This is a genomic window from Arthrobacter sp. FB24, assembly GCF_000196235.1.
GTDB lineage: Bacteria > Actinomycetota > Actinomycetes > Actinomycetales > Micrococcaceae > Arthrobacter.
This window is the reverse complement of record NC_008541.1, coordinates 4,574,930-4,600,696: the sequence shown is the minus strand read 5'-3', so window position 1 is coordinate 4,600,696 and position 25,767 is coordinate 4,574,930. Positions and strand designations below refer to the sequence as shown.

At 67.1% G+C, this 25,767-nt stretch carries 26 protein-coding genes; 19 read left to right on the top strand and 7 right to left on the bottom strand.

Annotated features, from left to right (window positions below; all coding sequences use genetic code 11):
• Positions 1–3 precede the first annotated feature (3 nt).
• From pcaG to ARTH_RS20660, 8 genes are all read left to right on the top strand, one after another.
• Positions 4–609, top strand: a complete 606-nt coding sequence (pcaG, locus tag ARTH_RS20695; protein ID WP_011693900.1) for a protocatechuate 3,4-dioxygenase subunit alpha — start codon at positions 4–6, stop codon at positions 607–609.
• Positions 606–2,111 (top strand): class-II fumarase/aspartase family protein, encoded by a 1,506-nt coding sequence (locus ARTH_RS20690; protein ID WP_011693899.1) that lies wholly within the window; start codon positions 606–608, stop codon positions 2,109–2,111. Before pcaG ends, ARTH_RS20690 begins: the two co-directional genes overlap by 4 nt.
• Positions 2,104–2,922, top strand: a complete 819-nt coding sequence (locus tag ARTH_RS20685; protein WP_011693898.1) for an alpha/beta fold hydrolase — start codon at positions 2,104–2,106, stop codon at positions 2,920–2,922. The genes ARTH_RS20690 and ARTH_RS20685 overlap by 8 nt, the downstream gene beginning before the upstream one ends.
• A complete protein-coding gene (gene pcaC, locus ARTH_RS20680; RefSeq protein ID WP_011693897.1) occupies positions 2,919–3,383 on the top strand; it encodes a 4-carboxymuconolactone decarboxylase in 465 nt (154 codons plus the stop codon). Before ARTH_RS20685 ends, pcaC begins: the two co-directional genes overlap by 4 nt.
• Positions 3,384–3,468: 85 nt before the next feature.
• Complete coding sequence (locus tag ARTH_RS20675) at positions 3,469–4,668, top strand: thiolase family protein (RefSeq protein WP_011693896.1); 1,200 nt, start codon at positions 3,469–3,471, stop codon at positions 4,666–4,668.
• 4 nt (positions 4,669–4,672) lie between these two features.
• Positions 4,673–5,332 carry a 3-oxoacid CoA-transferase subunit A gene (locus ARTH_RS20670; protein ID WP_011693895.1) on the top strand — a complete coding sequence of 220 codons (660 nt, stop codon included), beginning with the start codon at positions 4,673–4,675 and terminating at the stop codon, positions 5,330–5,332.
• A 1-nt stretch (position 5,333) separates the two neighbouring features.
• A complete protein-coding gene (locus ARTH_RS20665) occupies positions 5,334–6,029 on the top strand; it encodes a 3-oxoacid CoA-transferase subunit B (RefSeq protein ID WP_011693894.1) in 696 nt (231 codons plus the stop codon).
• A 110-nt stretch (positions 6,030–6,139) separates the two neighbouring features.
• A complete protein-coding gene (locus tag ARTH_RS20660; protein ID WP_011693893.1) occupies positions 6,140–6,964 on the top strand; it encodes an IclR family transcriptional regulator domain-containing protein in 825 nt (274 codons plus the stop codon).
• Between the two features lie 10 nt (positions 6,965–6,974).
• Here the strand turns inward: ARTH_RS20660 and ARTH_RS20655 are convergent, their stop codons facing one another.
• Positions 6,975–7,436 (bottom strand): pyridoxamine 5'-phosphate oxidase family protein, encoded by a 462-nt coding sequence (locus ARTH_RS20655; RefSeq protein WP_011693892.1) that lies wholly within the window; start codon positions 7,434–7,436, stop codon positions 6,975–6,977.
• Positions 7,437–7,546: 110 nt separating this feature from the next.
• Between ARTH_RS20655 and ARTH_RS20650 the strand changes: the two genes are divergently transcribed.
• On the top strand, positions 7,547–8,533 hold the full coding sequence (locus tag ARTH_RS20650; RefSeq protein WP_011693891.1) for a diacylglycerol/lipid kinase family protein: 987 nt from the start codon (positions 7,547–7,549) through the stop codon (positions 8,531–8,533).
• Positions 8,534–8,614: 81 nt separating this feature from the next.
• Here ARTH_RS20650 and ARTH_RS20645 read toward each other — a convergent pair whose 3' ends face one another.
• From ARTH_RS20645 to ARTH_RS20620, 6 genes are all read right to left on the bottom strand, one after another.
• On the bottom strand, positions 8,615–9,343 hold the full coding sequence (locus ARTH_RS20645; protein ID WP_011693890.1) for a maleate cis-trans isomerase family protein: 729 nt from the start codon (positions 9,341–9,343) through the stop codon (positions 8,615–8,617).
• A gap of 8 nt (positions 9,344–9,351) precedes the next feature.
• Positions 9,352–10,791: an amidohydrolase family protein gene (locus ARTH_RS20640; RefSeq protein ID WP_011693889.1), complete on the bottom strand. Its 1,440-nt coding sequence runs from the start codon at positions 10,789–10,791 to the stop codon at positions 9,352–9,354.
• Positions 10,792–10,801: 10 nt separating this feature from the next.
• Positions 10,802–11,641: an aspartate/glutamate racemase family protein gene (locus ARTH_RS20635; protein ID WP_011693888.1), complete on the bottom strand. Its 840-nt coding sequence runs from the start codon at positions 11,639–11,641 to the stop codon at positions 10,802–10,804.
• The gene (locus ARTH_RS20630; protein ID WP_011693887.1) at positions 11,638–12,321 is read right to left on the bottom strand and encodes a GntR family transcriptional regulator; all 684 of its coding nucleotides are present in this window, start codon (positions 12,319–12,321) and stop codon (positions 11,638–11,640) included. Before ARTH_RS20630 ends, ARTH_RS20635 begins: the two co-directional genes overlap by 4 nt.
• Positions 12,322–12,404: 83 nt before the next feature.
• Positions 12,405–13,763 (bottom strand): MFS transporter, encoded by a 1,359-nt coding sequence (locus ARTH_RS20625; RefSeq protein ID WP_011693886.1) that lies wholly within the window; start codon positions 13,761–13,763, stop codon positions 12,405–12,407.
• 252 nt (positions 13,764–14,015) lie between these two features.
• On the bottom strand, positions 14,016–14,855 hold the full coding sequence (locus ARTH_RS20620; RefSeq protein WP_043430148.1) for an ACT domain-containing protein: 840 nt from the start codon (positions 14,853–14,855) through the stop codon (positions 14,016–14,018).
• Between the two features lie 427 nt (positions 14,856–15,282).
• Here ARTH_RS20620 and ARTH_RS20615 point away from each other — a divergent pair, with 427 nt between their 5' ends.
• The 10 genes from ARTH_RS20615 to ARTH_RS20570 are packed head-to-tail and all read left to right on the top strand — an operon-like array spanning position 15,283 to position 25,758.
• Positions 15,283–16,851 carry a sugar transferase gene (locus ARTH_RS20615; RefSeq protein WP_011693884.1) on the top strand — a complete coding sequence of 523 codons (1,569 nt, stop codon included), beginning with the start codon at positions 15,283–15,285 and terminating at the stop codon, positions 16,849–16,851.
• A gap of 15 nt (positions 16,852–16,866) precedes the next feature.
• Positions 16,867–17,979 carry a Gfo/Idh/MocA family protein gene (locus ARTH_RS20610; RefSeq protein ID WP_011693883.1) on the top strand — a complete coding sequence of 371 codons (1,113 nt, stop codon included), beginning with the start codon at positions 16,867–16,869 and terminating at the stop codon, positions 17,977–17,979.
• Positions 17,976–18,971, top strand: coding sequence for an NAD-dependent epimerase/dehydratase family protein (locus tag ARTH_RS20605; protein ID WP_011693882.1), 996 nt, complete (start codon positions 17,976–17,978; stop codon positions 18,969–18,971). The genes ARTH_RS20610 and ARTH_RS20605 overlap by 4 nt, the downstream gene beginning before the upstream one ends.
• Positions 18,968–20,143, top strand: a complete 1,176-nt coding sequence (locus ARTH_RS20600) for a DegT/DnrJ/EryC1/StrS family aminotransferase (RefSeq protein WP_011693881.1) — start codon at positions 18,968–18,970, stop codon at positions 20,141–20,143. The genes ARTH_RS20605 and ARTH_RS20600 overlap by 4 nt, the downstream gene beginning before the upstream one ends.
• A complete protein-coding gene (locus ARTH_RS20595; protein WP_011693880.1) occupies positions 20,136–20,804 on the top strand; it encodes an acetyltransferase in 669 nt (222 codons plus the stop codon). Before ARTH_RS20600 ends, ARTH_RS20595 begins: the two co-directional genes overlap by 8 nt.
• Positions 20,801–21,934 (top strand): DegT/DnrJ/EryC1/StrS family aminotransferase, encoded by a 1,134-nt coding sequence (locus ARTH_RS20590; RefSeq protein ID WP_011693879.1) that lies wholly within the window; start codon positions 20,801–20,803, stop codon positions 21,932–21,934. Before ARTH_RS20595 ends, ARTH_RS20590 begins: the two co-directional genes overlap by 4 nt.
• Positions 21,931–23,394: an oligosaccharide flippase family protein gene (locus ARTH_RS20585; protein WP_043430147.1), complete on the top strand. Its 1,464-nt coding sequence runs from the start codon at positions 21,931–21,933 to the stop codon at positions 23,392–23,394. The genes ARTH_RS20590 and ARTH_RS20585 overlap by 4 nt, the downstream gene beginning before the upstream one ends.
• A complete protein-coding gene (locus tag ARTH_RS20580) occupies positions 23,391–24,707 on the top strand; it encodes a glycosyltransferase (RefSeq protein ID WP_011693877.1) in 1,317 nt (438 codons plus the stop codon). Before ARTH_RS20585 ends, ARTH_RS20580 begins: the two co-directional genes overlap by 4 nt.
• Positions 24,704–25,165: a VanZ family protein gene (locus ARTH_RS20575; protein WP_011693876.1), complete on the top strand. Its 462-nt coding sequence runs from the start codon at positions 24,704–24,706 to the stop codon at positions 25,163–25,165. Before ARTH_RS20580 ends, ARTH_RS20575 begins: the two co-directional genes overlap by 4 nt.
• Positions 25,162–25,758, top strand: coding sequence for an acyltransferase (locus tag ARTH_RS20570; RefSeq protein WP_011693875.1), 597 nt, complete (start codon positions 25,162–25,164; stop codon positions 25,756–25,758). The genes ARTH_RS20575 and ARTH_RS20570 overlap by 4 nt, the downstream gene beginning before the upstream one ends.
• Positions 25,759–25,767 lie beyond the last annotated feature (9 nt).

Sequence of the window (25,767 nt, the reverse complement as noted above, 5' to 3'; positions counted from 1 at the left end):
CGGATGAGCAACCCCACGAAGCTGACCCCCACCCCCGGCCAGACCGTAGGCCCCTTCTACGGCTACGCCCTCCCGTACGAGAAGGACCGTGAACTGCTGGCTCCTGGTTCGCCGGGCTCCATCCGGCTGCAGGGCACGGTGTACGACGGCGCCGGCCACCCCATCCCGGACGCGATCCTGGAAATCTGGCAGCCGGACTCCGAAGGCAACGTCGTACACCGTACCGGTTCGCTGGTCCGCGACGGCTACACGTTCACCGGCTTCGGCCGGAGCGCGGTGGGCAACACCGGCGTGTACACCTTCACCACGGTCAATCCCGGCCCCACCGAGCCGATTCCCGGAAAACCAGCGGCGGCTCCGTTTATTTCCGTGGCCGTGTTTGCCCGCGGCCTGATGAACCGGCTCTTCACCCGGGTGTACCTGCCGGAGAACAAGGAAGCTTTGGCGGCCGATCCGCTGCTGTCCTCCCTGGACCCCGAACGCCGCAGCACGCTGATTGCGCGCCGCGACGCCGATGGCGGACTCACCTGGGATATCCGGCTGCAGGGCGAGGGTGAAACCGTGTTCCTCGACTTCGAGGGTGCGGCTGCCGGGGGCGCCGCGCAGTGACTGCTTCCCACCTGTCGGATGGCGACGTCGGACTCCTTAGCCCCGTGTCGGCGTCGCCTTCGGTGGCGGTGCTGACGGGGGACCGTGCGGTCCTTGCGGCGATCCTCGCCGTCGAGGCCGGCTGGGCCTCGGTACTGGAGAAGGCCGGCCTCGCGCCAGCCGGCTCTGCCGCCGTCGTGGATGCCGCCGCGGACGTGGACCGCTATGACGTGGCCGGCATCGCCGTCCGCGCGCAGGGTGGGGCCAATCCGGTCATCCCGCTGCTTGCTGACCTCCGCGCGGAGGTCAAGGCGCTGGACACGGAGAGCGTTGGTGCACTGCGTGCGGTGCACGCCTCGCTGACCAGCCAGGATGTGCTGGACTCGGCGCTGATGCTGCTGGCCAGGAACGCCGTGACCGCACTCATGACTGACGTTCGCGCAATCACGACGGCGCTGGCGGTCTTTGCGGAGCAGCATGCGGACACGCTGTGCGTGGGCAGGAGCCTGACGCAGCACTCGCTGCCGTTTACGTTCGGGCTCAAGGCGGCGCAGTGGTTCCACGGACTGGCCGCCGCTGCCCGGCGCCTTGAGGCGGTGGAGCTGCCGCTGCAGACGGGCGGCGCCGCGGGAACGCTTGCGGCCGGGACGGTGCTCACCAAGGGATCGGTGGATACGCCCTTCGACCTGTCGGGCAACCTGGCCGCGCACCTTGGCCTGGCGGTGGCACCGGGTCCGTGGCACACGAACCGGCTGGCTGTGACATCGCTGGGCGATGCCCTGGCAGCGGTGACGGACGCGCTGGGCAAGATCGCCGGCGATGTGCTGTTCCTCAGCCGGCCGGAGGTGGGAGAGCTCGCCGAACCCCGGGCCGCCGGTCGCGGAGTGTCCTCGGCCATGCCGCAGAAACAGAACCCCGTGCTGTCCGTGCTGGTTCGCAGCGCCGCGCTGCAGGCACCCGGCCAGGCCGCGCAGCTGCATCTGGCAGCGGCCAATTTCAACGATGAACGTCCCGACGGCGCCTGGCACAGCGAATGGCCGGCCTTCCGCCAGCTCCTTCGGCTGGCACTTGGAGCCGCGGGGCACCTGCGGGAACTCGCGGAGGGCCTTCAGGTCTTCCCGGCTGCCATGCGCCGCAACCTCGAACTGTCCGGGCCGCTGCTGCTCAGCGAGGGAGTATCCGCCGCCGTGGCGCCGCTGCTCGAAGAACGGGACGGCCGCACCGGCAAGCAACAGCTCCAGGACGTGGTGGACCGGACGCTCCAGGCCCCGCCCGCCGAGCAGTCCGGAACATACCGCCGACTGCTGCGGGAGGCCGTTCCGGCCAGCGCCCTGTCCGACGAACAGCTGGAAGAACTCCTGGATCCTGCCAGCTACCTGGGCCAGGCCGGCGAAATTTCCCGCCGCATCCTGGCCGCTTTCCCCGACTTTGCCGGCAGCGGTGAACCACCGGCTGACGCAGGCCGGGCCATTCCCGCCGGAACCACTACCGAAACAGACCTGAACGGAGACCCCCGTGGCTAGACCAACAGTCAAGGCAGTACTGCTCTCGCCCCAGCGCCCGCTGGGGGACAAGCCCCTGCTGGTGGTGGGCCCGTCGCTGGGGACGTCCTCACTGCTGTGGAGCCAGGCTGGCGCGCTCCTCGGGACCGACCACGACGTCGTCGCCTGCGACCTGCCCGGCCACGGCGTGTCACCGGCTGCGAAGGAAACGTTCGACGTCGCCGAACTGGCTGACGCCGTCGTCGACCTTGTTGACTCGATTGCCCCGGGCGAGAGGTTCCATTACGCCGGCGTGTCCCTCGGCGGTGCCATCGGCCTGCAGCTGGGAATCAAGCACGGCGAACGCCTCAAGAGCCTGTCGGTGCAGTGCACCGGTGCCAAGATCGGCACGCCCGAAGGCTGGCTGGAGCGCGCGGAGACCGTCCGCACCCAGGGCACGCCCGTGATGATCCAGGGTTCAGCCGAGCGCTGGTTCGCGCCCGGCTTCATGGATCGCGAACCGGAGCTCAGCGGCCGGCTCCTGCACTCCCTGCGCGATGCCGACCGTTTCAGCTATGCCTTCTGCTGCGAAGCCCTTGCCGGCTTCGACGTCCGCGCCGAGCTGGGCAGCATCCGTGTTCCCACGCAGGCTGTGGCCGGCGCGGAGGACGCGGTTGCGCCGCCGTCGTTTGCCAAGGAGATCGTCGAAGGAATCACCGCCGGCGGCGGCACCGCAAACGCCGTGACACTGGAGGGAGTGGCACATCTGGCTCCGTTCGAGGCGCCCGCCCATGTTGCCGAACTTCTGCGGAGCCTCATCACCTGGAGTGAAACCAGCGGAGCGGCCAAGTGACCGGCCCCGAAACCCCCGGCGGGGCACCCGCCGGCCCGGAACGGCACGGGGTCGTCCAGCCGGGTGCCACCAGCCAGGACATCTACGACGGCGGCATGGTGGTTCGCCGCGAGGTGCTGGGCGCCGCGCACGTTGACCGCGCCAACGCCAACAAGGACTCCTTCACCGAAGACTTCCAGGACATGATCACCCGCATCGCGTGGGGTGGCATCTGGACCCGGCCGGGCCTGACCCGGCAGATGCGCTCCGCCGTCACGATCACTGCCATGGTGGCGCACGGGCACTGGGAAGAACTGGCGATGCACATCCGCGCAGCCATCACCAACGGCCTGAGCAGGGACGAGATCAAGGAAATCCTGCTGCAGACCGCCATTTACTGCGGAGTTCCCTCCGCCAACACCGCCTTCAAGACAGCGCAACAGGTCTTTAGAGACATGGACGCTGCCGCCCCGCCCAACTAGGCAGCAACAGGTGTCGTTTTGAGCCCTCATATCGACATTAACTGCGACCCAGTCGGGACTATCAGACGGAATTAGAGGAATAGTTATGAATCAAGCTTTTGTGTACGATGCCGTGCGCACGCCCTTCGGGAAGTTCGGCTCCGGCCTCGCTGCCGTCCGTCCCGACGACCTTGCCGCCCACGTGATCGGTGAGATCGTCAAACGCGCTCCAAAGCTCGACGTGGAGCGGATCGACGAGGTTGTCTTCGGCAACGCCAACGGCGCCGGAGAGGAGAACCGTAACGTCGCCCGGATGGGCACCTTGCTGGCCGGGCTGCCCGTGTCGATCCCGGGGACCACGGTGAACCGGCTCTGCGGCTCCTCCCTGGACGCGGCGATCATCGCCTCCCGCCAGGTCAATGCCGGGGACGCGGAGTTGATGCTGATCGGCGGCGCCGAGTCGATGTCCCGTGCCCCGTGGGTTCTGCCGAAGACCGAGAAGCCGTACCCGGCCGGCGACCTCAACCTGGCCTCGACCACCCTGGGCTGGCGGCTGGTGAACAAGGCGATGCCGAAGGACTGGACTATTTCCCTGGGCGAGGCCACCGAGCGTCTGGCTGAAAAGTACGGCGTCACGCGCGAGCAGCAGGATGAGTTCTCCGCGAACTCCCACAACCTGGCCGCCGCGGCGTGGGACGAGGGGTTCTATGACAACCTCGTTGCCCCGGTGCCGGGCACGGACCTGGTCCGTGACGAGGGCATCCGTGCCGGGTCCTCGGCGGAGAAGCTCGCGGGGTTGAAGACCGTGTTCCGAGCCGAGAACGGCACGGTCACCGCCGGCAACGCGTCCCCGCTCTCGGACGGTGCATCCGCGGCCTGGATCGGGTCGGAGAACGCCGCCGGGCTCCTGGGCATGGAACCGCTGGCCCGGATCGCCGGCCGCGGTGCGCACGCGAACGATCCGCAGTACTTCGGCTACGCCCCGGTAGAGGCAGCGAACAAGGCCCTCGCGAAGGCGGGCATCGGCTGGGACCAGGTAGGCGCCGTCGAACTGAACGAAGCGTTCGCCGCGCAGTCCCTGGCCTGCGTCAACGCCTGGGGCATCGACCACGCAATAGTGAACCGGCACGGCGGCGCGATCGCGATGGGCCACCCGCTGGGTGCTTCCGGCGGACGCATCCTGGGCACCCTGGCCCGGTCCCTGCAGGCCTCGGGGGAACGCTGGGGCGTCGCCGCGATCTGCATCGGCGTCGGCCAGGGCCTCGCCGTCGTCCTCGAAAACGTCACCACGGGAACTAAGGGCTAAGAACATGCTGAATTTTATTGACACTGTCGGCGAGGCCGTCGCCGGCATCAAGGACGGGTCCACCGTGATGATCGGCGGCTTCGGCAACGCCGGCCAGCCGTTCGAACTGATCGACGCGCTGCTGGACTGCGGCGCCCGCGAGCTTACCGTGGTGAACAACAATGCCGGCCAGGGCGACCAGGGCCTCGCCCTGCTCATCAAGGAAGGCCGGGTGAAGAAGATGATCTGCTCCTTCCCGCGGCAGTCCGACTCCTGGCACTTCGATGCCAAGTACAAGGCCGGCGAGATCGAACTGGAACTCGTCCCGCAGGGCAACCTGGCCGAGCGCATCCGGGCCGCCGGCGCCGGCATCGGCGGCTTCTTCACGCCCACCGGCTACGGAACCATGCTGGCCGAGGGCAAGGAAACCCGCATCCTTGACGGCCGCGGCCAGGTCTTCGAGACCCCCATCCACGCCGACGTGGCGCTCATCAAGGCGCTCAAGGCGGACGGCGTCGGAAACCTGGTGTACCGCAAGACCGCCCGGAACTTCGGCCCGATCATGGCCGCCGCCGCGAAGCACACCATTGTCCAGGTCTCCGAGATTGTGCCCACCGGCGGACTCGACCCGGAGAACGTCGTGACCCCTGGCATCTACGTCAACAGCATTGTGAAGGTGGCCTGACATGAGCGCACAGACAAGCCGCGAGACCGGCTCGATCCAGAGCAGCGACCAGCCCCTGGGCCGCGACGACCTCGCCCGGCTGGTGGCGAAGGACATCAAGCCCGGCTCTTTCGTGAACCTCGGTATCGGCCAGCCCACATTGGTCTCCAACTACCTCGAACCGGAGCAGAACATCACGCTCCACACCGAGAACGGGATGCTGGGCATGGGCCCGGAAGCCAAGGGCGATGAGATTGATGAAGACCTCATCAACGCCGGCAAGATCCCCGTGACCGAGCTGCCGGGGGCGTCCTACTTCCACCACGCCGACTCGTTCGCGATCATGCGCGGCGGCCACCTGGACATCTGCGTCCTCGGCGCGTTCCAGGTCTCAGCCACCGGTGACCTCGCCAACTGGCACACCGGCGCGCCGGACGCCATCCCCGCGGTGGGCGGCGCCATGGACCTTGCCACCGGGGCCAAGGACGTCTTTGTGATGATGACGCTGCTGACCCGCGACGGTGCGTCCAAGATCGTGGAGGCCTGCACCTACCCGCTCACCGGCGTGGGCTGCGTGACCCGCGTGTACACGGACAAGGCCGTGTTCCTCACGGGCCCGGACGGCGTCCAGGTCCGCGAAACGTTCGGCTGCACCCTCGAGGAGCTCCAGGCCCTGGTGCCCGTCCCCCTCACGGCAGCCCCCGCCGTCGAACGCTAACCTCACCACAGCGCGAACCGGCAGAAGATGACGCCAAATCCCCGATTTGGAGTCATTAGCTGCCGGTTCGCGCTCAGGGGAGACGACGGCGGCTAATAGGATTGGTAACCATGACCGACGCAGCAGCCGAGACCGCGCCCAGGCCTTCCTCTGCGCCCCAGGCCAGTGACCAATACGTTCAATCGCTGGCCCGCGGGCTGGCGGTGATCCGCGCTTTCGACACCGACCACCCGGTGATGACGCTCACCGAAGTTGCTGCACGGACGGACCTGACCCGGGCCACTGCACGCCGCTTCCTGCACACCCTCGTGGAACTGGGGTACGTGCGCACGGACGGGAAGACGTTCGCCCTCACCGCGCAGGTGCTGCAGCTCGGCTACGCCTACCTGTCCGGGCTGTCGCTGCCCCAGCTTGCCCAGCCGCACCTTGAGGAGCTTTCGCTGCGGCTGGGGGAGTCGACGTCGGCCGCTGTCCTGGACGGCAAGGACATCGCCTACATCGCGCGGGTCACCACCCGCCGGATCATGAACGTGGGCATCACGGTGGGAACCCGCTTCCCGGCCTACGCCACCTCCATGGGCCGCGTGCTGCTCGCGGCGCTGCCGCCGGCCGCATTGAAGCAGTACCTCGCGGAGGCTGAGATCAGGCCGCTCACTCCCCGGGCCATCGGCACCACGAAGGACCTTGTGGCTGCCCTGGACGCGGTCCGCGCGCAGGGCTGGTGCCTGCTGGACCAGGAACTCGAACTTGGCCTGATGTCCATAGCGGCGCCGGTGTACCACGGCCCGACGAAGGTGGTGGCGGCGATCAACGTGTCGCTGCAGGCCCAGTCGGTGGCCGCCAAACCGGATCCCAAGGCCTACCTGGAGATGGTGCGGAAGGAAACTGTGGAGACGGCCCGGCTGATTTCCGCGGACCTTTCAGCCAAGCACTAGCCCGTGTGGCTCATTCCTTCTTTCCCGGCGTGATCGGCTCCAGGGGCGGCCACCATTTGGTGGGCGGACCGATGACAAACCGGCGCCCGGTCAGTTCGCTGGGCGTGATCCGGACCAGGACGTCCTTGGCACCCTCCTGCCACGGCGACGGAGTCTCGTCAGGAGCGTCCTCGCCCGGCTGCACGGCCTCGGCGACCCCCTTGACCACCACGCTCCACGCGATGGTCCCGTAGACGTTCAGCCCGTCGGCTTCAAGAACCACCGGCTCCCCGGCGAGCACAGCGTCGAGCTTCGTCCCGGGACCGGTCCGGAAAATTATGGTGCCCTCGTCCGGCAGGTAGTTCACCGGAAAGATCTCCGGGGCAGCATGGCTGATGACCGCCAGCCGTCCCACTGACGCTGAGCGAAGGTGCCGCCAGCATTCACGGACGGTGAGTTCTGTTATTTCCGGCCCCGGCCCAGAGGTGTTCATGGTGCTGAGCCTAGGCGTCAGGTCCGGGTTGCGGCAAGGCAGTAAGACCCTGTTTTCAGTTACGCTTCAGTTTAGTGAGAACCCCCGACCATTTGCCCGTGAAGGATGCCATGACCCAGCACAATAATGAGCCGGAGAACACGAACACTCCGGAAGGCAGCGCCGCGCCGCAGGCCGGCACCGGTCCCAAGCGCGCCGCCGTGATCATCAATCCGGCCAAACCGGTGGACTTCGATATTCGCGGCATGATGGCCAAGCACTGTGCAGATGCGGGCTGGGATGAGCCCATGTGGATCGAAACCAGCAAGGAGGACCCCGGCGTCGGACAGGCGAAGGAAGCGCTGAGCCGCGGGGCCGACGTCGTGATTGCCGCCGGCGGCGACGGCACCGTTCGGTGCGTGGCAGAGGTCCTCTCCGGCACTTCCACGCCCATGGGGCTGCTGCCGCTGGGCACGGGAAACCTGCTGGCCCGCAACCTCGGCATGGACGTCACCGATATTGAAGGCGCCATGGCCGGTGCCCTGACGGGCGAGGACCGCAAGATCGACGTGGTCCGTGCCGTCCGGAGCGATCCGGACAAGGAGCAGCACTTCCTGGTGATGGCTGGCGTGGGTTACGACGCCACCATCATGGCGGACACGAATGAGGACCTGAAGGACAAGGTGGGCTGGCTGGCCTACGTTGATGCGGGCATCAGGAACCTTCCCGGCAAACCGGTGAAGGCGAGCATTGTCATCGACGGCAAATCAGTGGTCCATCGCCGTGTCCGCAGCGTCATGGTGGGGAACTGCGGCAAAGTTCAGGGCGGACTGGAAATCTTCCCCGACGCGAAGGTGGATGACGGCCTGCTGGATGTCGTGGTCCTGGCGCCCCGGGGCAAGCTCGGCTGGTTCTCCGTTGTGGCCGGCATGATCGGCAAGGGCAAAGGCAAGGACACGTCCGTGGAGTACTTCCAGGGCAAGGACGTGGAGATCACCCTTGAACACGCCGATGATTACCAGCTCGACGGCGACCATGAAGGAGACGGCAAGCACGTCCGCATGACCATGCTTCCCGGCGCACTGACGGTCAGGATGAACGCGCCCGCTGCCGCCTAGATGGCAGCGCGCAGCAGACTCAAGAGGGTTCGACGGCGGCCCGCTCCCAGTGGGCCGCCGTCGGTTCTTGCCTGGGCTGGATCAGTCTGCGAGCAGCCTGCCCCACCTCGGTGCGAGCAAGGGGGACCCGGCAAGTTTGAGGCACTGCCACAGGGTCACGGCCACGGAGTCCAGCACCGGTACGCCGGTTTCTGCCTCCATTTCCGCCGCGATGTTGGCGCCGTACAGGTTGGTGCAAAGGTAGATCAGGGCGTCCGGCCGTGCCGCCGCGAGCTCCAGCGACCCCGGCCGCATCTCGTCCTCCGTGACCCGGGCGAACGACTCGTTGTCGCTCAGCCCGAGGGCCCGATGGCCGATGGTCTTGATGCCGTCCCGCTCGTAGGAAGCCATGATCGCGTGGTTGACGTCCGCCGTATAAGGCGTGAAGAGCCCGATCCGCTCCGTGCCGAAGGATTCGAAAGCCGCCAGGTAGGCGAGCGTGGACGTGGTGGCCGGGATGCCCGTCGCGTCGACGATCTCACCGACCAGTTCGCGGTCGTGGTCGGCGCCGAGCCAGGAGCCTGACGTGCCGTTCCAGGCGATGACGTCCGCGTCCGCCGTCGCCAGCAGCTCGGCGGCGGCCCTCATGACAGCGGGGTCGAACTGCCTGTCCGAGGAATCGTCCAGCGCGATGCGGGTAACGGGGATCCTGGTGAAGTGGATGGTGACGTCGTCCCGGTCGCCCAGGATGCGGTAGCTCTGCGGCTCCAGGCAGGTGTTGGAGGACGGCACGATCATGCCGATGCGGGTCTTGCGTGCTTCGGAAGGCATGGCTGCTCCTACTTAGCTGCGGAGAGGGTCGCGGGAGTGGCGGCGGACGCCGTGGTGGACGAGAGGTGTTCGCGGAAGCCGTTCCGGGCCACGAAACGTCCCACAGCTCCGGGGTCATGGAAGCCGGCGCCGTCGAGCACCACCCTTCCCGCGGAAACCACGACGGCGGGCCAGCCGGTCAGCGTGCGGCCGTCGAACGGTGAGAAATCAGTGCCCATGTGCAGCGCACCGCCGTCCACCGTCCGTTCCTCGGCAGGATCGAAGATCACCAGGTCGGCGTCGAAGCCCTCGGCGATGGTTCCCTTGCCGGGGACCGCGTTGATGCGGGCGGGGCCGGCGGCGAAGACCTCCACAAAGTCCTCCACTGACGAGCCCGCGGACGCCATGGCCGTAAAGGTGACGGGCATCCGGGTTTCGACGCCAGGCAGGCCGTGCGGCATGGCGCGGATGTCATCGGTGCGCTCGCGCTTCTGGGAGAGGTCGTAGCAGGAGTGGTCCGAGGAAACCGTGTGGATGGCGCCGTCGGCCAGCCGCTCCTTGAGCGCGGCAACGGTTTCGGGGCTGCGCATGGGCGGGCAGCAGGCGTACCATTCGGGGAAAGCGGAGCCGTACACCGTGTCATCGAGGGTGAGGTAGTGCGGGCACGTCTCGGAGAAGGCTTCCTGGCCGCGGGCCCGTGCCTCGGTGACCAGGTCGACGGCGCCCGGCGTGGATTGGTGCACGAAGTACACCGGTGCCTTGGTGTACTCGGCCATGGCCAGGGTTTCCTTGACCGAGATTTCCTCGGCGAGCTCGGGGCGGGTCCGGTGCAGGTGTTCGATGCCGATCCTGCCGTCGTCGGCGTGCTGCCGGGTGCAGTCGCTGATGATGGGGTCGTGTTCGGCGTGGATGTAGGTGAGGCCGTCCAGCCGGACCATCTCTCGCATCACTTTCAGGATGGTGTCGCCGTCCGCCATGGTGGTGCCGCGGTTGGTGGTGTACATCTTTACTGAACGCACCCCCTCGGCGGCGAGCTGCTCCAACTGCCAGGGCACGGTCTCGTCCCAGCTGACCACGGAGCCGTGGAGGGCGACGTCGCAGCGGGATTCCAGCGCCAGTTCCTTCTTGTGCAGGACGGCCGCCAGCGGGGTTTCCTGCGCGTCGCGGGGAATGCCGAAGTCGATGATGGTGGTGGTGCCGCCCCACAGTGCCGCGGTGGAGGTGGTGCGGTAGTCGTCCAAGGTGCGGAAGCGTCCGGTCACCTGGGCCACGTGGCAGTGGCCGTCCACGCCGCCCGGAATCACCAGCTGTCCGGTGGCGTCGATGGTGCGGTTAGCGGCGGGGACGGGTTCCGCGGCATCGATGAGCTGTTCTATGCGGCCGTCGCGGACCACCACGTGGGCGTTCCGGCGGCCGAAGCTGTTGACCACGGTGCCGTGGGCGATGACGAGGTCGGGAATGCGGGACATCTTTGTCCTCCTAGTTCGTTGAAGCGGTGCGTGCTGACTGTGCTGACTGCGCGGCAGCCAGGGCGGCGTCGAGGTTTTCGGAGAGTCCCTTGCGGGCCTTGACCGGCGGCGGCGCGAAGGCTCCCGCGCGGTGCGGGCCGGATTGAAGTCCGACGACGGCCTCCGCCATGCGGATGCCGGCGGAGATGCCGTCCACCACCGGAACCGGGATCTGGCCGCTAAGTTCGCGGGCCAGCCCGGCGAGGGGCGCGCCGGCGAGGATGACGACGTCGGCCCCGTCCTCGGCGACGGCCTGCCGGCTGAGTGCCAGCAGCGTTTCCTTGAAGTCCTGCTGCACGGAGGCGATGCCGTTGAGCGCCTCGTTGATGGAGCGGATGGAGGCCAGCCGGCCGCCGAGGCCGAAGCGCTCCACACAGTCCAGGTACCAGGGCCGGATCCGGTCGGAGATGGCGATGATGGAGAAGCGGTGCCCCTGCAGGGCTGCGGCGCACAGCGCGGCTTCGGTGATCCCGATGACGGGAACGTCCGTGAGCTCCTTCAGGGCGGGCATGCCCGGATCACCGAAGGCCGCGACGACGACGGCATCGACGGGTGCCGCGTCGATGCGGTCCGCGGGGTCGGCGCCGACAGACGGGCCGTCGTTGGCGGTTCCCGCGGTGTATTCGGCGATCACCTCGGCCACCGCGCCGGCGGCGATCAGGGACTCGAAGCGGGTTTCGATGTATTCGACACCTTGGGCCGCGGTGCGGACCACCAGTTCGGTGCCCGGCGAGGCGGAGCGCAGGGCCTCCGATTCGATCAGCGCCGTGACGTCGTCGCTGATATTGGGGTTGATGACGAGGAGTTTCATTTTTTCTTCCGGTGAAGGGCGGGTTCGGTTTTCTGGAAGTCGTCGGGGAACTGTTCGCGGTATTTGCCGATGTGCGACGCCGACTGTGCCGCGGCGCGGTCCGGGTCGCCGCTGGCGATGGCGGCGTAGAGTTCCCGGTGCTCCCGGATCAGTTCGGGCAGGTCGCTCACGTGCCGGAACAGCCAGTGCATGCGGCCCTGCAGGGGTTCCAGGGCGGACTTGAGGAAGCCGTTGTCCGCGATCCGGGTGATGGCGTCGTGGAATTCGCTGTTGGCGCGGTGGGCCTCCATGACGGCGCCCATGGCGAGGCAGCGTTCGGCCTCGTCCAGCAGCCCGGCAAGGTATTCAAGGTCCTCGCCGGTGGCCCGGACGGCAGCAAGCCGGCAGGCAAGCACCTCCAGCGACTGGCGGACATCGAAGAGGTCCTCCACATCCTTGGGGCTGAGCGAGCTGACCTCGGCGCCGCGCGCACCCCGGTCGCTGAGGAGCCCTTCCTGGCGCAGCATCCGCAACGCCTCCCGGACAGGCAGCCGGGAGACGTTGAACTCCGCTGCCAGGTCGCGTTCCACCAGCCGGGTGCCGGGAGCGTAGTGCCCTTCGAAGATCCTGGTGCGGAGCGTGTCCCGGACAGTCTCGCGGAGGGGGCGTTCCTTGTCCTGGGTTTCTTCTGCGGTAAGCATGGTGCTCCATTCGGGTCTCTTGACGGGTGGTGCGCTCCCGGCGCCGGGAGGGGTGCTGCGGTGCCTAGCTTAGGGCCGCCAGCTTAGACAGGGAGGCGTTTGTTGTAGTCCAGCACCAGGACGGACACGCCCATGATGATCGCGGACCCGACGAAGTACAGCAGCGCCCAGGTGTAGGAGCCGGTGGCACCGACGATCAGCCCGACCGCGATGGGGGTGACGAAGCCGGAGATGTTGCCGCTGAAGTTCATCGCCCCGCCCAGGACGCCGGCGTTGGTCCGGCCGCCCAGGATGGAGGGAATGCTCCAGAACAGGCCGACCCAGCGGAGGAAGAACATCACCACGGAGAGGAGCACGACGGCGGTGGTCGGGTCTGCCACGACGGTCACCCCGACGAGGCCGCCCACCACCACGACGCTGGATGTTCCCAGCAGTGTGCGCATGACTCGGTTTGCCGAGGCCCCGGCTGCCCGCCACTTGTCGGCGATGGTCCCGCCCAGGATCTCACCGACGAAGCCCGCCCCGAAGATCACGAACGTGGACCAGCCGATGGTCTTCAGGTCGAAGCCCTTGGCCTGGGCGAGGTACAGCGGGCCCCAGGTGAGCAGGCCGTAGAACACGCCGTTGAAGCCCAGCCAGCCGAAGCACATGGCCCAGAAGGAACGGAATTTCAGGTAGGGCAGCAGGGCACGCTTGCCCTTGCTGCCGTCCAGCTCGGCCTCGGCGTCCTCGGCCGCGTGGGAGGCTTCGATGTATTCGGCCTCTGCGGCGTTGACTCCACGGTGCTGGCGCGGGTTGTCCCGGACGTACCACCAGACGGCCAGGCCCATCAGGACAGTGGCGGCACCGGCGATGACGAATGAACTGCGCCAGCTGCCGGTCGCGGCAATGAGGCCCGCGATGAGGATGCCGCCGAGCCCGGCGCCGAGCGGAGCGCCGGCGTCCAGGATCGTGGCGCCGCGGCCGCGTTCCGACTTGTGCATCCAGATCGCGTTGAGCTTGCCGCCGGCCGGCATGACGCCGGCTTCGGTGACGCCGATGCCGAGCCGGGCGATGAACATGCTGAGGAAGCCGCCGGCCATGCCCGAAGCGGCCGTTGCGGCGCCCCAGCCCACGCAGGAAGCGGTCATGACCTTGCGCGGGCCGAACTTGTCGATCAGCAGGCCGACCGGGATCTGCATCAGGGCATAGGTCCAGAAAAAGGCCGAGAGCAGCAGGCCCACGAGTTCGGGAGCGAGGTTGAATTCTTTTTGGATGATGGGGAGCGCCACCGAGATGGAGCCGCGGTCGATGTAATTGACGGCGACCAGGACGAGGAGCAGCAGGAAGAGTTTCCAGCGGACGTTGGTGCGCCGTTGCACGCCGTCCTTGCCGGTTTGGCTCTCAGGGGATTGAACTGCGGCTGGATCGGTGCTGGAAGTTTCGGTACTTGGAAGAGACACAGCTTCTCCTTCACGGGGAAGATTGCGGGCAGGGGAAAGACTCTGGTGTTGTGGCTGGCCGCGGCCGGATCCGGCGGAGGCCTTACTGTCCCGGCCTGGATCTGGGTACGCCTTCATGGCGCCAGGCTCCGGGAAGATGGTCACTTTTGGGATCCCGTTTTGGGATCCCAAAAACAAAGATAGAAGTGACCCGTGCCACTGTCAAGGGTTTTTCGCGCAGTGCCCGCCGGGCGGCCTATTTACCGATTGTGACTACCGGCTGTCGCTGTGCGCCAGAATTTCCGCGAGCTCCGCCAGCCGGTGTGCCCGCGCTGATTCCGCCGGAGTGAACGGTTCGCCGGGCCGGTAGAAGGTGGCGGGCCCGTGCCACGCCGTCGGGATCTTCAGCACCGTCCCGGCGTCGGCGGTGGCCAGGAGTTCCTGGCGCCCCTCAGCAGCGACGGGGACAAGCCTGGCGGAAAGAAGCTCGGCAACGGCCAGCGGAAGCTCATCCGGGTTGGCCGCAATCCGGGCGGCGAGGCTGAGTGCCCTGGTCTGGCCGTCCGCCATGGCCAGGGCCGTGGTGGGCCAGACGTGCGGATGCCTGCCGCCGCCGTCACGCAGGGCGTCCAGGAGTTCACGTTCGCCAAGGTTCCCGGGCGCGGAGAGGACGAACTCGTCGAGTACGCCGCCCGCCACCGGATGGATGTGGATGCTGAGGATGTTCGTGTCCAGGCGCGCCAGGGCCTGCGTGACTTTCTGGAGCGACCCGGGCTGGTCGCGCAGCACTGTGCGTGCCCGCCAGAGGGCAGGGGCGGTATTCAGCCGTTTCCGGTGCCGCAGGGCGGGAGCGTGCAGCCAACTCCTCAGCATCCGGGCTGCGGAAGGCTCAGCCACCCAGATCACCAGCACTGTTGCCGTCAGGGTAAGGACCAGGACCTTGGCCACGTAGGGGAGGTGGGTTTCCACCACCGCAGCGTGCACCAGGAGCTCAATGGGCAGCATGACGGCGATATTCGCGAGGGTCAGCCGTGCTTTTGTGGGTTCCGGCATTTGCCCGCAAACTTCGCAGCTCAGGTCGGCTGCTTCGGTGGACTGTGCCTTGCGCTTCATACTCACATCATGGTCCGGCCCTGTTTCAATGGCGTTGCGACCGCGTCACGATCGCCAACATCCTTGGAATGGCGCGGATTTTTGGAGTACTTGCCCCGCCCGCAAGCTGCGGCCGGGAGGTGCCGGTTGCAGCCAGGCTGACGGGGCCGTGCAAGTAGTCCCGGGTGTCCCGGGCCTTAAAGCCGGCGCGTAATTTCCGCCCGCCCACCTAACGGTCATCCAGACGTCCGAGTAGCACACGCATAAAGCACCGGACCGCTGCATAGAAAGCCGGGTAGGTGGCCCTCGTGACGGGGGCAGGCGCCCACGGCTTCTATTGGGGAAGGCATCAACCGGTGCCGCCTACCAACGGTCGGGGGGATAGGCAAATGGCGACCTCGTCTGCAGGCATATCGCTGTGGTCAGCCCTCAGTATGCGGGGGCTGGAATGAGCCAACTCGGTAAAACAAGCCCGTTCGTGCTGAAGTTCATTAGTCCCGGAGTGAGTTCCGGGACGGTCGCCGGCCCGCCGCGTGCCGCCGTCGGGCATTCCCTCGGAGGCACCGAGGGGCAGCTGCCCGGGCGCCGGCTCTCCGGCCGAGAATGGGCGCGCTTCCTTGCCCGCTTCCTCCGCCTGACCGACACCCTGGTAGTCGTTTTGTCGGTGCTGATCGGATACGTGATCCGGTTCGACGGCGGGCACTCCTTTTCCGAAAGCGGCGACAATGCGTTGGGCGCCGTCCTGGCCGCAGGCCTCGTGGTGTTATGGACCGGCGCCCTCCACTTTTACCGGACCAGGGATCCCAAGGTGCTCGGAGTCGGTGCCAGCGAATACAAACGCGTCGCCGTTGCAACCACCCGGGTGTTTGGCCTGCTGGCCGTGTTCCTGGTGGTATTCCGGCTGGAACCGGCCTGGGCCTTTTATGTCGCATCGTTTCCGCTGGGGCTCCTGGCCCTGGTGGGGAACCGCTGGTTCGCCCGCCGCTGGTACAACCGGAAACAGTCCGACGGTCAGTTCCTGGTGAGGGCGATAGTCATTGGACAGCCCGAAGATGTCCGCTACGTCCTCGGCCGGATCGCCAAGAAGACGGGTGCAGCATACGAAATCCTTGGGGTGTCGCTCCCTGGTGCCCGCCGGGGAATGATGCTCGACGTCGACGGCCGCCGTGTTCCAGTGTTGTCCTCCACCGACGACGTTGTCCGGACCGTGGGAAGGTACGGCGCCGAAGCCGTCATCGTGGCGGGACCGGTGCCGGGAGGCAACCAGTACATCCGGGAGCTGGGGTGGCGGCTGGAGGAGTATTCCGCCGAACTGGTCCTCGCTTCAACACTCACGAATGTCGCCGGGCCGCGGATCCACTGGCGGCCGGTGGAGGGACTGCCTCTGATGCACGTGGACGTGCCGCAGTACAGCGGCGGCAAGCATGTTCTCAAGCGGCTGCTGGACATTGTGGCCGCCTCCTTGGCCCTCATCCTGCTGTCGCCGCTGTTCCTTGTCCTGGCGGTCATCGTCAAGCGGAACGGCCCCGGACCCGTGTTCTTCAAGCAGGAGCGCGTCGGCAAAGCAGGCCGCCCGTTCAGGATGATCAAGTTCCGTTCCATGGTCACCGACGCGGAAGCGTCACTCGCGGCACTGATGGCCCGCAACGAGGGCGCGGGCGTGCTGTTCAAGATGCAGAACGATCCGCGGGTGACCAGCTGCGGACGATGGATGCGCCGCTACTCACTCGATGAACTTCCACAGTTCTGGAACGTGCTCACCGGCGAAATGAGCCTGGTGGGCCCCCGGCCACCGCTGCAGCGCGAAGTGGAGGCCTACGAACGGCACACCCACCGGCGGCTGCTCATCAAGCCCGGAATCACCGGACTCTGGCAGGTCAACGGACGCTCGGACCTGCCCTGGGATGAGGCCGTGCGCCTCGATCTCTACTACGTCGAGAACTGGTCGATCATGGGGGACGTCATCATCATGTGGCGGACCTTCAAAGCAATGTGCATGCCTGCGGGCGCGTATTAAGTGGAGGGGACAGATATGGAATCGTCACAGGAGTCCTACCGCCGGGACCTTGACCTTATGGCATCCGCGGCACCGCTGCGGGCCGCCGTGATCGGTGCCGGCTACTGGGGGCCAAACCTTGCCCGGAATTTCAAGGCCAGCCCGGACTGGCAACTTGCAGCGATCGTGGACATGGACCGCGACCGGGCCGCCAAGCTTGCGGCAGCCCACGGCGGCGTGCCGGTCTGCGAATCAATTGACGAACTGCTGGACACCGTTGACGTCGACGCGGTGGCCATTGCTACTCCGGCGCACACCCACCACGGGATCGCCCTGACAGCGTTGCGCGCGGGAAAGCACGTGCTTGTGGAAAAGCCCCTGGCCGACAGCAGGGCCAAAGGCGTGGAGATGGTCGAAGAAGCAGAGAACCGCGGGCTGGTCCTGATGGCCGACCATACGTACTGTTACACCCCCGCCGTCCTGAAGATCCGCGAACTGATCGCGGAGGGCTCGTTGGGCGAGATCTTGTTCATCGACTCGGTGCGCATCAACCTCGGGCTTGTGCAGCCTGACGTTGACGTGTTCTGGGACCTGGCTCCGCACGATCTGGCCATCATCGATTTCATCCTGCCCGGCGGCCTCCGTCCCGCTGAAGTGGCCGCCCATGGAGCGGATCCGCTGGGAACCGGACGGGACTGCGTGGGGCACCTGACGTTTGCGCTGCCGAACGATGCCATGGCGCATGTGCACGTGAATTGGCTCAGCCCTACCAAGATCCGCCAGATGGTGGTGGGTGGTTCCCAGCGGACCCTCGTCTGGGATGACCTGAATCCGCAGCAACGGCTGAGTGTGTACGACCGCGGCGTCAGCCTGGACCGGAAATACCGTTCGCCCGCGGAGAAGAAGGCATTCGCCATTTCCTACCGGCTGGGTGACACATGGGCGCCTGCGCTGCCGGAACACGAGGCCCTCGGCCAGATGGTGGCGGAATTCGCCAGCAGCATCTGGCATCACCGGCCTGCGCGGACCAGCGGTACCTCCGGGTTGCGGGTGCTCTCCGTTCTGGAAGCGGTCAGCCGCAGCCTCAGCGGTGATGGGGCCTCGGTCGCCGTCACGGGCAACGAAACCCAGTTGGAGGGACGGCGATGAGCATGCTCCAGGGGGCGCACGTCCTGGTCACCGGCGGAGCCGGCACTATCGGATCCACTATTGTCGACCACCTGGTCACCGCCGGCGTTGAACGGATAACCGTCCTGGACAACCTGGTCCGGGGCCGCCGGGCCAACCTGGACGACGCGGTGGCCACCGGCAGGGTGGAACTCGTCGAAGGGGACCTGCGCGACCGCGACCTCGTCCACGACCTCACCCGCGGCAAGGACATCGTCTTCCATCAGGCGGCCATCAGGATCACCCAGTGCGCCGAGGAGCCGCGGCTCGCGCTCGAAGTGCTGGTGGACGGCACGTTCAACGTCTTCGAGGCGGCGGCCGAACACGGTGTGGGCAAGCTGGTGGCGGCATCCAGCGCGTCGGTTTACGGCATGGCGGAGGAATTTCCCACCAGCGAACGCCACCACCACCACAACAACGACACGTTCTACGGCGCGGCGAAGTCCTTCAACGAGGGAATGGCCCGCAGCTTCCGTGCGATGACCGGCCTGGACTACGTCCTCCTGCGCTACTTCAACGTCTACGGGCCGCGGATGGATGTGCACGGCCTCTACACAGAGGTCCTGGTGCGCTGGATGGAGCGCATCGCGGACGGGCAGCCGCCGCTGATCTTTGGTGACGGACGGCAGACCATGGATTTCATCCACACCCGTGACGTTGCCCGGGCCAACATCCTGGCCGCCGGAAGCGGCGCGCGCGAGGGGGTCTACAACGTGGCCAGCGGGGAAGAAACAAGCCTCCTGCAACTCGCCGAGGCGCTATTGCGGGCCATGGATTCCGAACTGCACGTGGAACACGGACCCGACCGCGCCATCAACGGCGTTGTCCGCCGCCTCGCGGATACTTCCGCGGCCCGGCTTGACCTTGGCTTCGCGGCCGAAACCGGACTTGAGGACGGGCTCCGCGAACTCGTGGACTGGTGGCGTCCGCTTCGCGGCGAAATTGCCGCCGCCCGGGTCGGAGGCGTGCGGTGACCATTAGCCAGGATCAGGCGCTGAGCCGGATCAACGTCATGAAGCCGTGGCTTGGAATCGAAGAAGCTGAGGCCGTCGCCGAAGTGATTGCCTCCGGCTGGGTGGCCCAGGGTCCCCGCGTGGCGCAGTTCGAGGAAGCCTTCGCCGCCGCCCAACAGGCGATGTTCGCCGTTGCCGTTTCCAACTGCACCACCGCCCTGCACCTGGCGCTCAAAGTGGCGGGGATCGGTCCGGGAGACGACGTGGTGGTGCCGTCTTTCTCCTTCATTGCCACCGCGAACGCCGCCGGCTACGTGGGAGCGAGGACTGTTTTTTGCGACGTCGAAGAGGAGACCGGCAACGTGTCCGCACGGACCATTGCCGCAGCCCTGACCCCGGCCACGAAAGCTGTGATCGTGGTGGACCAGGGCGGAATGCCGGTGGACCTGGATCCCGTCCGGGCGCTGTGCGACCCCCTCGGCATCACGGTGGTCGAGGATGCGGCGTGCGGGGCGGGCTCCACCTATCGGGGCAGGCCCGTGGGGGCCGGCGCGGAGTTGGCCGCGTGGTCCTTCCACCCGCGCAAGATCCTGACCACGGGTGAGGGCGGCATGCTCACCACGCTGAACCCCGAGTGGGCGGGGCGGGCACGAAGGCTGCGGGAACACGCCATGAGTGTCTCGGCCAACGACCGCCATGCCGCCCTCCTGGCACCGGCGGAGGAGTACCTGGAAGCGGGGTTCAACTTCCGGATGACGGACATGCAGGCCGCCGTGGGGCTGGTCCAGCTGGGGCGGCTGGCGGAGGCCGTGGCCCGCCGCCGCGAAATCGTGGCGGGCTACCAGTCTGCTCTTGACCGCGTCGGAGGTCTGCGGCTGGTCCGTGATCCGGCCTACGGCACCAGCAATTTCCAGTCCTTCTGGGTGGAGGTCCTGCCGTCATTCCCCCTCAGCCGGGAGGAACTACTGGAGCGCCTGGCACGTGACGGCATCTCGGCCCGCCGCGGGATCATGGCCGCGCACCGGCAGCCCGCCTACGCGGAAAGGGATACCGGCCAGGCCGACCTCTCTGTCACCGAACGGCTGACGGACAACACCCTGATCCTGCCGGTCTACCACCAGCTGACGCCGGGCGAACAAGCCCGGGTACTGCGGTCCATCCGCCTGGCGGGCGGTGAGGGAACCCGTGGCTGACCTTATTCTCATCGCGGCCAGCGGGCTCGCCCGCGAAGTGCTCGCCACAGTGCGCGACAGCGGCCAGTTCGACGTCGTGGGAATCCTCGACGACGATGCCGGCAGGGCGGGCACCACAATGGACGGCTCGCACATCCTGGGACCGATCAGCCACGCGCTCAACTACCCGGACGCGAAGGTGGTGGTCTGCGTGGGCGCAGGCAACACGCGGGCCGGGATAGTGGCCAGGCTTGCCGAACTCGGATTCCCGGAGCGGCGCTACGCCACCGTGGTGGACGCCTCGGTCCGGCTCCCGGAAGGGTGCCGGATCGGCCACGGCAACATCCTGCTGGGCCATGTCACCCTGACAGCCGACGTCACCATCGGCAACCACGTGGTGGTGATGCCCGGGGTAACCCTCACCCACGACGACGCGGTGGAGGATTTCGCCACGTTCGCGGCCGGCGTGTCGCTGGGCGGCGGTGTCCGGGTGGGACAGGCCGCCTACCTGGGCATGAACTCCTGCGTGCGGGAACGGACGGCCATCGGTGCCGGCGCCACCGTGGGGATGGGGGCCGTAGTCCTGGCCGACGTTCCGGCCGGAGAAACCTGGGCCGGCGTTCCGGCGCGGGCCATTGAACGCGTCATGCACACAGCTGCTGTTTCAGGAGGCGAACGATGACTCTTTCACCAACTTTCCCCTTGTCCGTACCTCTCGTTGACCTCGGCGCCCAACAGCAGGAAATCGCCGAGGAGGTCGAGAGCGGCATCCGGGAGGTTTTCGCGCGGACCTCCTTCATCGGCGGTCCGGAGGTCGCAGAGTTCGAGCAGGCCTACGCCGGTTTCCTCGGTGCCCGGCACTGCGTCGGCGTCGCCAACGGCACCGATGCATTGGAACTGGGCCTCCGTGCGGCCGGGGTCGGGCCCGGCGGTGAGGTCATTCTGCCGGCCAATACCTTCATTGCCACAGCCGAGGCCGTAAGCCGGATCGGGGCCATCCCGGTACCCGTGGACGTGGACCCCGATTATCTGCTGATCGATCCAGCCCGGGTCAGCGAAGCAGTGACCACGGCGACCCAGGCGATCGTGGCCGTACACCTGTTCGGGCAGACAGCCTTCGTTGAAAAGCTAAAGGCTGCCGCTTTCGGCTGCGGCGCCGTCATCGTCGAAGACGCGGCCCAGGCGCAGGGCGCGTCCCGGCACGGACGGTTCGCCGGCACCTTGGGAAGCGTTGCTGGCACGAGTTTTTACCCGGGCAAGAACCTCGGGGCGGCCGGGGATGCCGGGGCGGTCCTGACTAATGATGACGCGATAGCTGCCCGGGTCCGCCTGCTGGGCGCCCATGGCAGCTCCGTCAAGTACGAACACGACGCGATCGGCATGAACTCGAGGCTGGACACCATCCAGGCAGTGGTGCTGAACTCCAAGCTGCGGCGCCTTGCGGCCTGGAACGAACGACGGCGGGAGGCCGCCGCCCGCTATACGGAAATGCTCAAGGACGTACCCGGCATTGTGCTGCCCCGCTCGGCCGATGGCAACTTCGACGTCTGGCACCTCTACGTCATCCGGATCCTGGACCGGGACCGCGTGCTCGCCGCGCTGAACGGGGCAGGAATCGGCGCCGGCATCCACTATCCGGTTCCAATGCACCTGAGCCGCGCGTACCGGCATCTGGGGTTGTGCCGGGGGTCATTCCCCGTCGCAGAAGAAGCCGCGGCAACGATGCTCTCCCTGCCGATCTACCCGCATATCACCGAACGGCAGCAGGAGTATGTCATAGGCCAGTTGCTCGCGGCCATGGACCGGTCATGACGCAGGGAAGCAGCCGGCCCGGGGCATCGAACGCCTTCGCGTGGAGCTTGTTGAACACCCTCGTGTCCAGGGTGGGCACGCTCGGGATCGGAATAGTCCTGGCTAGGGTGCTGGGTCCTGACTCCTTCGGCACCTTTGCCGTGGCGCTCGTGGCCCTCATGGCGGTGCTCAGCTTCAATGAACTTGGCGTTTCGTTGGCGATCGTCCGCTGGCCGGGCGACCCCGCGAAGATAGTGCCCACGGTCAACACCATTTCCGTGGCGGGCAGCGCCATTTTCTGCGCCGGTGCCGTCCTTGCGGCTCCCGCATTTACGGCCGTCATGGGGGACCCCGACGCCACTGATGTGGTTCGGGTCCTCATCTTCAGCGTTTTCGTCAACGGGGTGGTGGCATCTCCGGCGGCCCTTCTCCAGCGTGACTTCAGGGAGAAGACCCGGCTGGGAATCGACCAGGTCAACGTCTGGACGGGGGCTGTCCTGTCGGTCGTCCTGGCGCTCGCGGGAATGGGCGCCATGGCGCTGGCGGTGGGCAGGGTGGCCGGGAGCCTCGTTTCCGGTGCGATGTTCCTCGCGGCCTCGCCCATGCCCTATCGTTTCGGGCTGGACCGCAACCAGCTGGGCCCTCTGCTCCGGTTTGGGCTGCCGCTGGCCGGGACCAGCATTATCTTCTTCGCGGTCGGCTACACGGACCAGTTGACGGCAGGAAGCATGCTGGGCCCTGCGGCACTAGCTTTCTACGTCCTCGCGTTCAACCTCTCCAACTGGCCTGTCAGTATCCTGGCCCAGCCGCTTCGCAGGGTGGCACCGGCCGCCTTTTCAACACTTCAGCAGGACAAGCCAGCCTTGAACGCGGCGCTTGTCTCTGTGGTGGCGGTTCTCGCCGCGGCGACGCTGCCGCCGGTGATGTTCCTGGCCGGAAGCGCAGTGCCGCTGGTGGATCTTGTCTATGGCAGGGAATGGCTGCCGGCCGCCGCCGCACTCTCCTGGTTGGTGGTTGCCGCTGTCAGCCGGATTTTCTCGGACCTGGCCTATGACTTCATGGTGGTCCAGGGCAGGTCCGGCACAGTCTTCGTCGTCCAGGCAGGAAGCCTGGTGGTGCTGGTGCCTGCGCTGGCAGCCGGTGCTGCACTAAACGGGCTGCCCGGCCTGGCTTTTGCGCAGGCCCTGGTCTCCGGCTGCGTCCTGCTGCCCCTGTGCCTGTGGCAGCTCTCGCGCACAGGCGTCTCCGTGCGGAATGTCACCGCCGTGGTGTGGGTGCCCGGGCTGTTTTCCCTCGCCGTCGGTGCTTTGTCGCTGGGCATGGCCGGCTGGCTGCCGGCACCTTGGCTGGAGCTCCCTGTGGGCGCAGCCCTGGCTGCCTCCACCGCCGCGGCGCTGCTGTACTGGCGCAGGAATGATGTCAGGCTGCTGAGGAAAGTCGGCCGTGAGGCACGGCCGGACGTTGGCGAGCTGGTCCGATGAGAGTCCTTGTCTACCCACACGACCTCGGCATCGGGGGAAGCCAGATCAACGCCATCGAGCTCGCCGGTGCCGTTCACCGGCTGGGCCACGAGACCATCGTGTTCGGGCGGCCAGGTCCGCTCGTTGAAAAAGTCCGTGAGTTGGGGCTGGAATTCGTGGCTGCCCCGGAGATGGGCAGGCGGCCTTCCGTGGCCGTGACCCGGGCATTGGCCGGGCTTGTTGAGAGCCGGTGTATCGACATCCTGCACGGTTACGAGTGGCCGCCTTCGTTGGAATGCTATCTGGCGGCACGCAGACTGACCCGGGTGGCTGCGGTTTCCACGGTCATGTCCATGGCCGTCGCGCCGTTCATCCCCAAACATGTTCCGCTGACGGTCGGAACCCATCAAATCGCGGAAGCCGAAGCCGGCATCGGCCGCTCGGCCGTCACCGTGCTGGAGCCCCCCGTCGACGTGGATGCGAACCGTCCCGGCCTTGACCTTGCGCAGGGAGAGCTCCGGAGAAGGTGGGGTATCGCAGACGCCGGGCATGTTGTGGCGGTCGTGTCCCGCCTCGCCCGGGAGCTCAAGCTGGAGGGCATCCTCAGCGCCATGGAGGCGGTGGCATCCCTCCCGGCCGGAATGCGGGTTTGCCTGCTCATCGCCGGTGATGGCCCGGAGTGTGCGGAAGTTACCGAGAGGGCGGCACAGATCAATCTCCGCACCGGCCGGCAGACGGTTGTCCTGGCCGGTGAACTTGCGGACCCCCGGGCGGCTTACGATGTGGCCGACGTTTGCCTTGGCATGGGCGGATCGGCGCTGCGCGCGCTGGCCTTCGGCAAACCGCTCGTAGTCCAGGGTGAAGAAGGTTTCTGGGAGCTCCTGACGCCTTCCTCACTTGAGACCTTCCTGTGGCAGGGATGGTACGGCGTGGGCAGCGGGCAGGCCGGCGGCGCGTCCACCCTCCGCCAGATACTGTTTGAGATCCTGCCGGCCGAGGGTCTTCGCGCTGAACTCGGGGACTTCGGCAGGCGCGTTGTGGTGCACCGCTATTCGTTAGGACACGCTGCGGAGGCCCAGCTGGCCACCTACGCGGCCGCCCTGGATGCGGTGTCATCCGGCCGACGAGCGACCTTCCGCGAACTCGAGGCTGCCGGCCACTTCCTCCGCTACAAAAGCCGCCGGCTGCAGGCGCGCCTGACCGGCCGGGGCTCTGCTGACGATTTCAACGCCAGCCCCGTCGCAGCCGCACAACCGGTGCAGGCATTCTCTGCCGGAGTTTCCGGCCCGGTTGCCAGGATGGCCGGCACCAGTCCTTGGCGGAGCCGGCCATGACCCCTCGTCGCAGAACCGTTCTCTTGCTGCTGCTCTATCTGGCCGTCCTGGCGTGCATCGGCTTTTGGCCCACACCTGTGGAACGCCCCGTCTCCGGCCTCCTCCGCAGCTTCCTGCGGTTCCTGCAGGACCAGCCCTTAACGGCGGGAATCAGGTCCGGGCATGTGGAGGTGGCCGCCAATGTCCTGCTCTTCGTGCCTTTTGGACTGCTGATAGCCGGTCTGCTGCCGGCACGCCGCTGGTGGCTTGCTGCTGGGGCGGGACTGCTGGGATCCGTAGCCATTGAGGCAATCCAGTTCCTCGCCCTCGACCAGCGGCAGGCAAGCCTGCGCGACGTCGCCAGCAACACACTGGGTGCCCTGCTCGGTGCGCTCGCAGCCGTGTTGGCGCGGCGCCGCCACAGGCAACCACTCACAACGCCGGTCTCCGGCACCACTATCCCCGGGAGGAACACATGATCACGATCGCCGCCACAGCGGACGTGGGAGAGTCCGCCAGCATCGGAGACGGCTCCCGGATCTGGCATTTGGCACAGATCAGAGAGGACGCCGTCCTGGGCAGCAATTGCAACATCGGCCGGGGAGCCTACGTGGGGCCGGCCGTCCAGCTGGGTAACAACTGCAAAGTCCAGAACTACGCGCTGGTCTACGAACCGGCGCGCCTGTCCGACGGCGTCTTCATCGGCCCGGCGGCCGTGCTTACCAACGACCTGCACCCGAGGGCCATCACTCCAGAAGGAACACTCAAGGGATCGGAGGACTGGGTCGCCGTGGGTGTGACTGTCGGCAAGGGCGCATCCGTCGGTGCACGGGCCGTCTGCATCGCCCCCCTGACCATCGGTGAGTGGGCCACCGTGGCGGCCGGCGCCGTCGTGACCAGGGATGTCCCTGCCTATGCGGTGGTGGGCGGAGTGCCTGCCCGGCAAATGGGCTGGGTGGGTGAGGCCGGCCACCCGCTCAAGCAGGACGACGGCGGCAGCTGGCTCTGCCCCGTTACCGGACGCCGTTACTTCGAAATCAATGGGCAGCTCGTGCCCGCCGACAAGTATTAAGGGGGCCGA

Bases quoted from the DNA above. Each gene is read 5' to 3' on its own strand.
- pcaG (WP_011693900.1), top strand. From the start codon at position 4: ATGAGCAACCCCACGAAGCTGACCCCCACCCCCGGCCAGACCGTAGGC.
- ARTH_RS20590 (WP_011693879.1), top strand. From the start codon at position 20,801: ATGACTCTTTCACCAACTTTCCCCTTGTCCGTACCTCTCGTTGACCTC.
- ARTH_RS20615 (WP_011693884.1), top strand. From the start codon at position 15,283: ATGAGCCAACTCGGTAAAACAAGCCCGTTCGTGCTGAAGTTCATTAGT.
- ARTH_RS20660 (WP_011693893.1), top strand. From the start codon at position 6,140: ATGACCGACGCAGCAGCCGAGACCGCGCCCAGGCCTTCCTCTGCGCCC.
- ARTH_RS20605 (WP_011693882.1), top strand. From the start codon at position 17,976: ATGAGCATGCTCCAGGGGGCGCACGTCCTGGTCACCGGCGGAGCCGGC.
- ARTH_RS20640 (WP_011693889.1), bottom strand. From the start codon at position 10,791: ATGTCCCGCATTCCCGACCTCGTCATCGCCCACGGCACCGTGGTCAAC.
- ARTH_RS20620 (WP_043430148.1), bottom strand. From the start codon at position 14,855: ATGAAGCGCAAGGCACAGTCCACCGAAGCAGCCGACCTGAGCTGCGAA.
- ARTH_RS20645 (WP_011693890.1), bottom strand. From the start codon at position 9,343: ATGCCTTCCGAAGCACGCAAGACCCGCATCGGCATGATCGTGCCGTCC.
- ARTH_RS20670 (WP_011693895.1), top strand. From the start codon at position 4,673: ATGCTGAATTTTATTGACACTGTCGGCGAGGCCGTCGCCGGCATCAAG.
- ARTH_RS20655 (WP_011693892.1), bottom strand. From the start codon at position 7,436: ATGAACACCTCTGGGCCGGGGCCGGAAATAACAGAACTCACCGTCCGT.
- ARTH_RS20580 (WP_011693877.1), top strand. From the start codon at position 23,391: ATGAGAGTCCTTGTCTACCCACACGACCTCGGCATCGGGGGAAGCCAG.
- ARTH_RS20575 (WP_011693876.1), top strand. From the start codon at position 24,704: ATGACCCCTCGTCGCAGAACCGTTCTCTTGCTGCTGCTCTATCTGGCC.
- ARTH_RS20675 (WP_011693896.1), top strand. From the start codon at position 3,469: ATGAATCAAGCTTTTGTGTACGATGCCGTGCGCACGCCCTTCGGGAAG.
- ARTH_RS20630 (WP_011693887.1), bottom strand. From the start codon at position 12,321: ATGCTTACCGCAGAAGAAACCCAGGACAAGGAACGCCCCCTCCGCGAG.
- ARTH_RS20610 (WP_011693883.1), top strand. From the start codon at position 16,867: ATGGAATCGTCACAGGAGTCCTACCGCCGGGACCTTGACCTTATGGCA.
- ARTH_RS20635 (WP_011693888.1), bottom strand. From the start codon at position 11,641: ATGAAACTCCTCGTCATCAACCCCAATATCAGCGACGACGTCACGGCG.
- ARTH_RS20585 (WP_043430147.1), top strand. From the start codon at position 21,931: ATGACGCAGGGAAGCAGCCGGCCCGGGGCATCGAACGCCTTCGCGTGG.
- ARTH_RS20570 (WP_011693875.1), top strand. From the start codon at position 25,162: ATGATCACGATCGCCGCCACAGCGGACGTGGGAGAGTCCGCCAGCATC.
- ARTH_RS20665 (WP_011693894.1), top strand. From the start codon at position 5,334: ATGAGCGCACAGACAAGCCGCGAGACCGGCTCGATCCAGAGCAGCGAC.
- ARTH_RS20650 (WP_011693891.1), top strand. From the start codon at position 7,547: ATGACCCAGCACAATAATGAGCCGGAGAACACGAACACTCCGGAAGGC.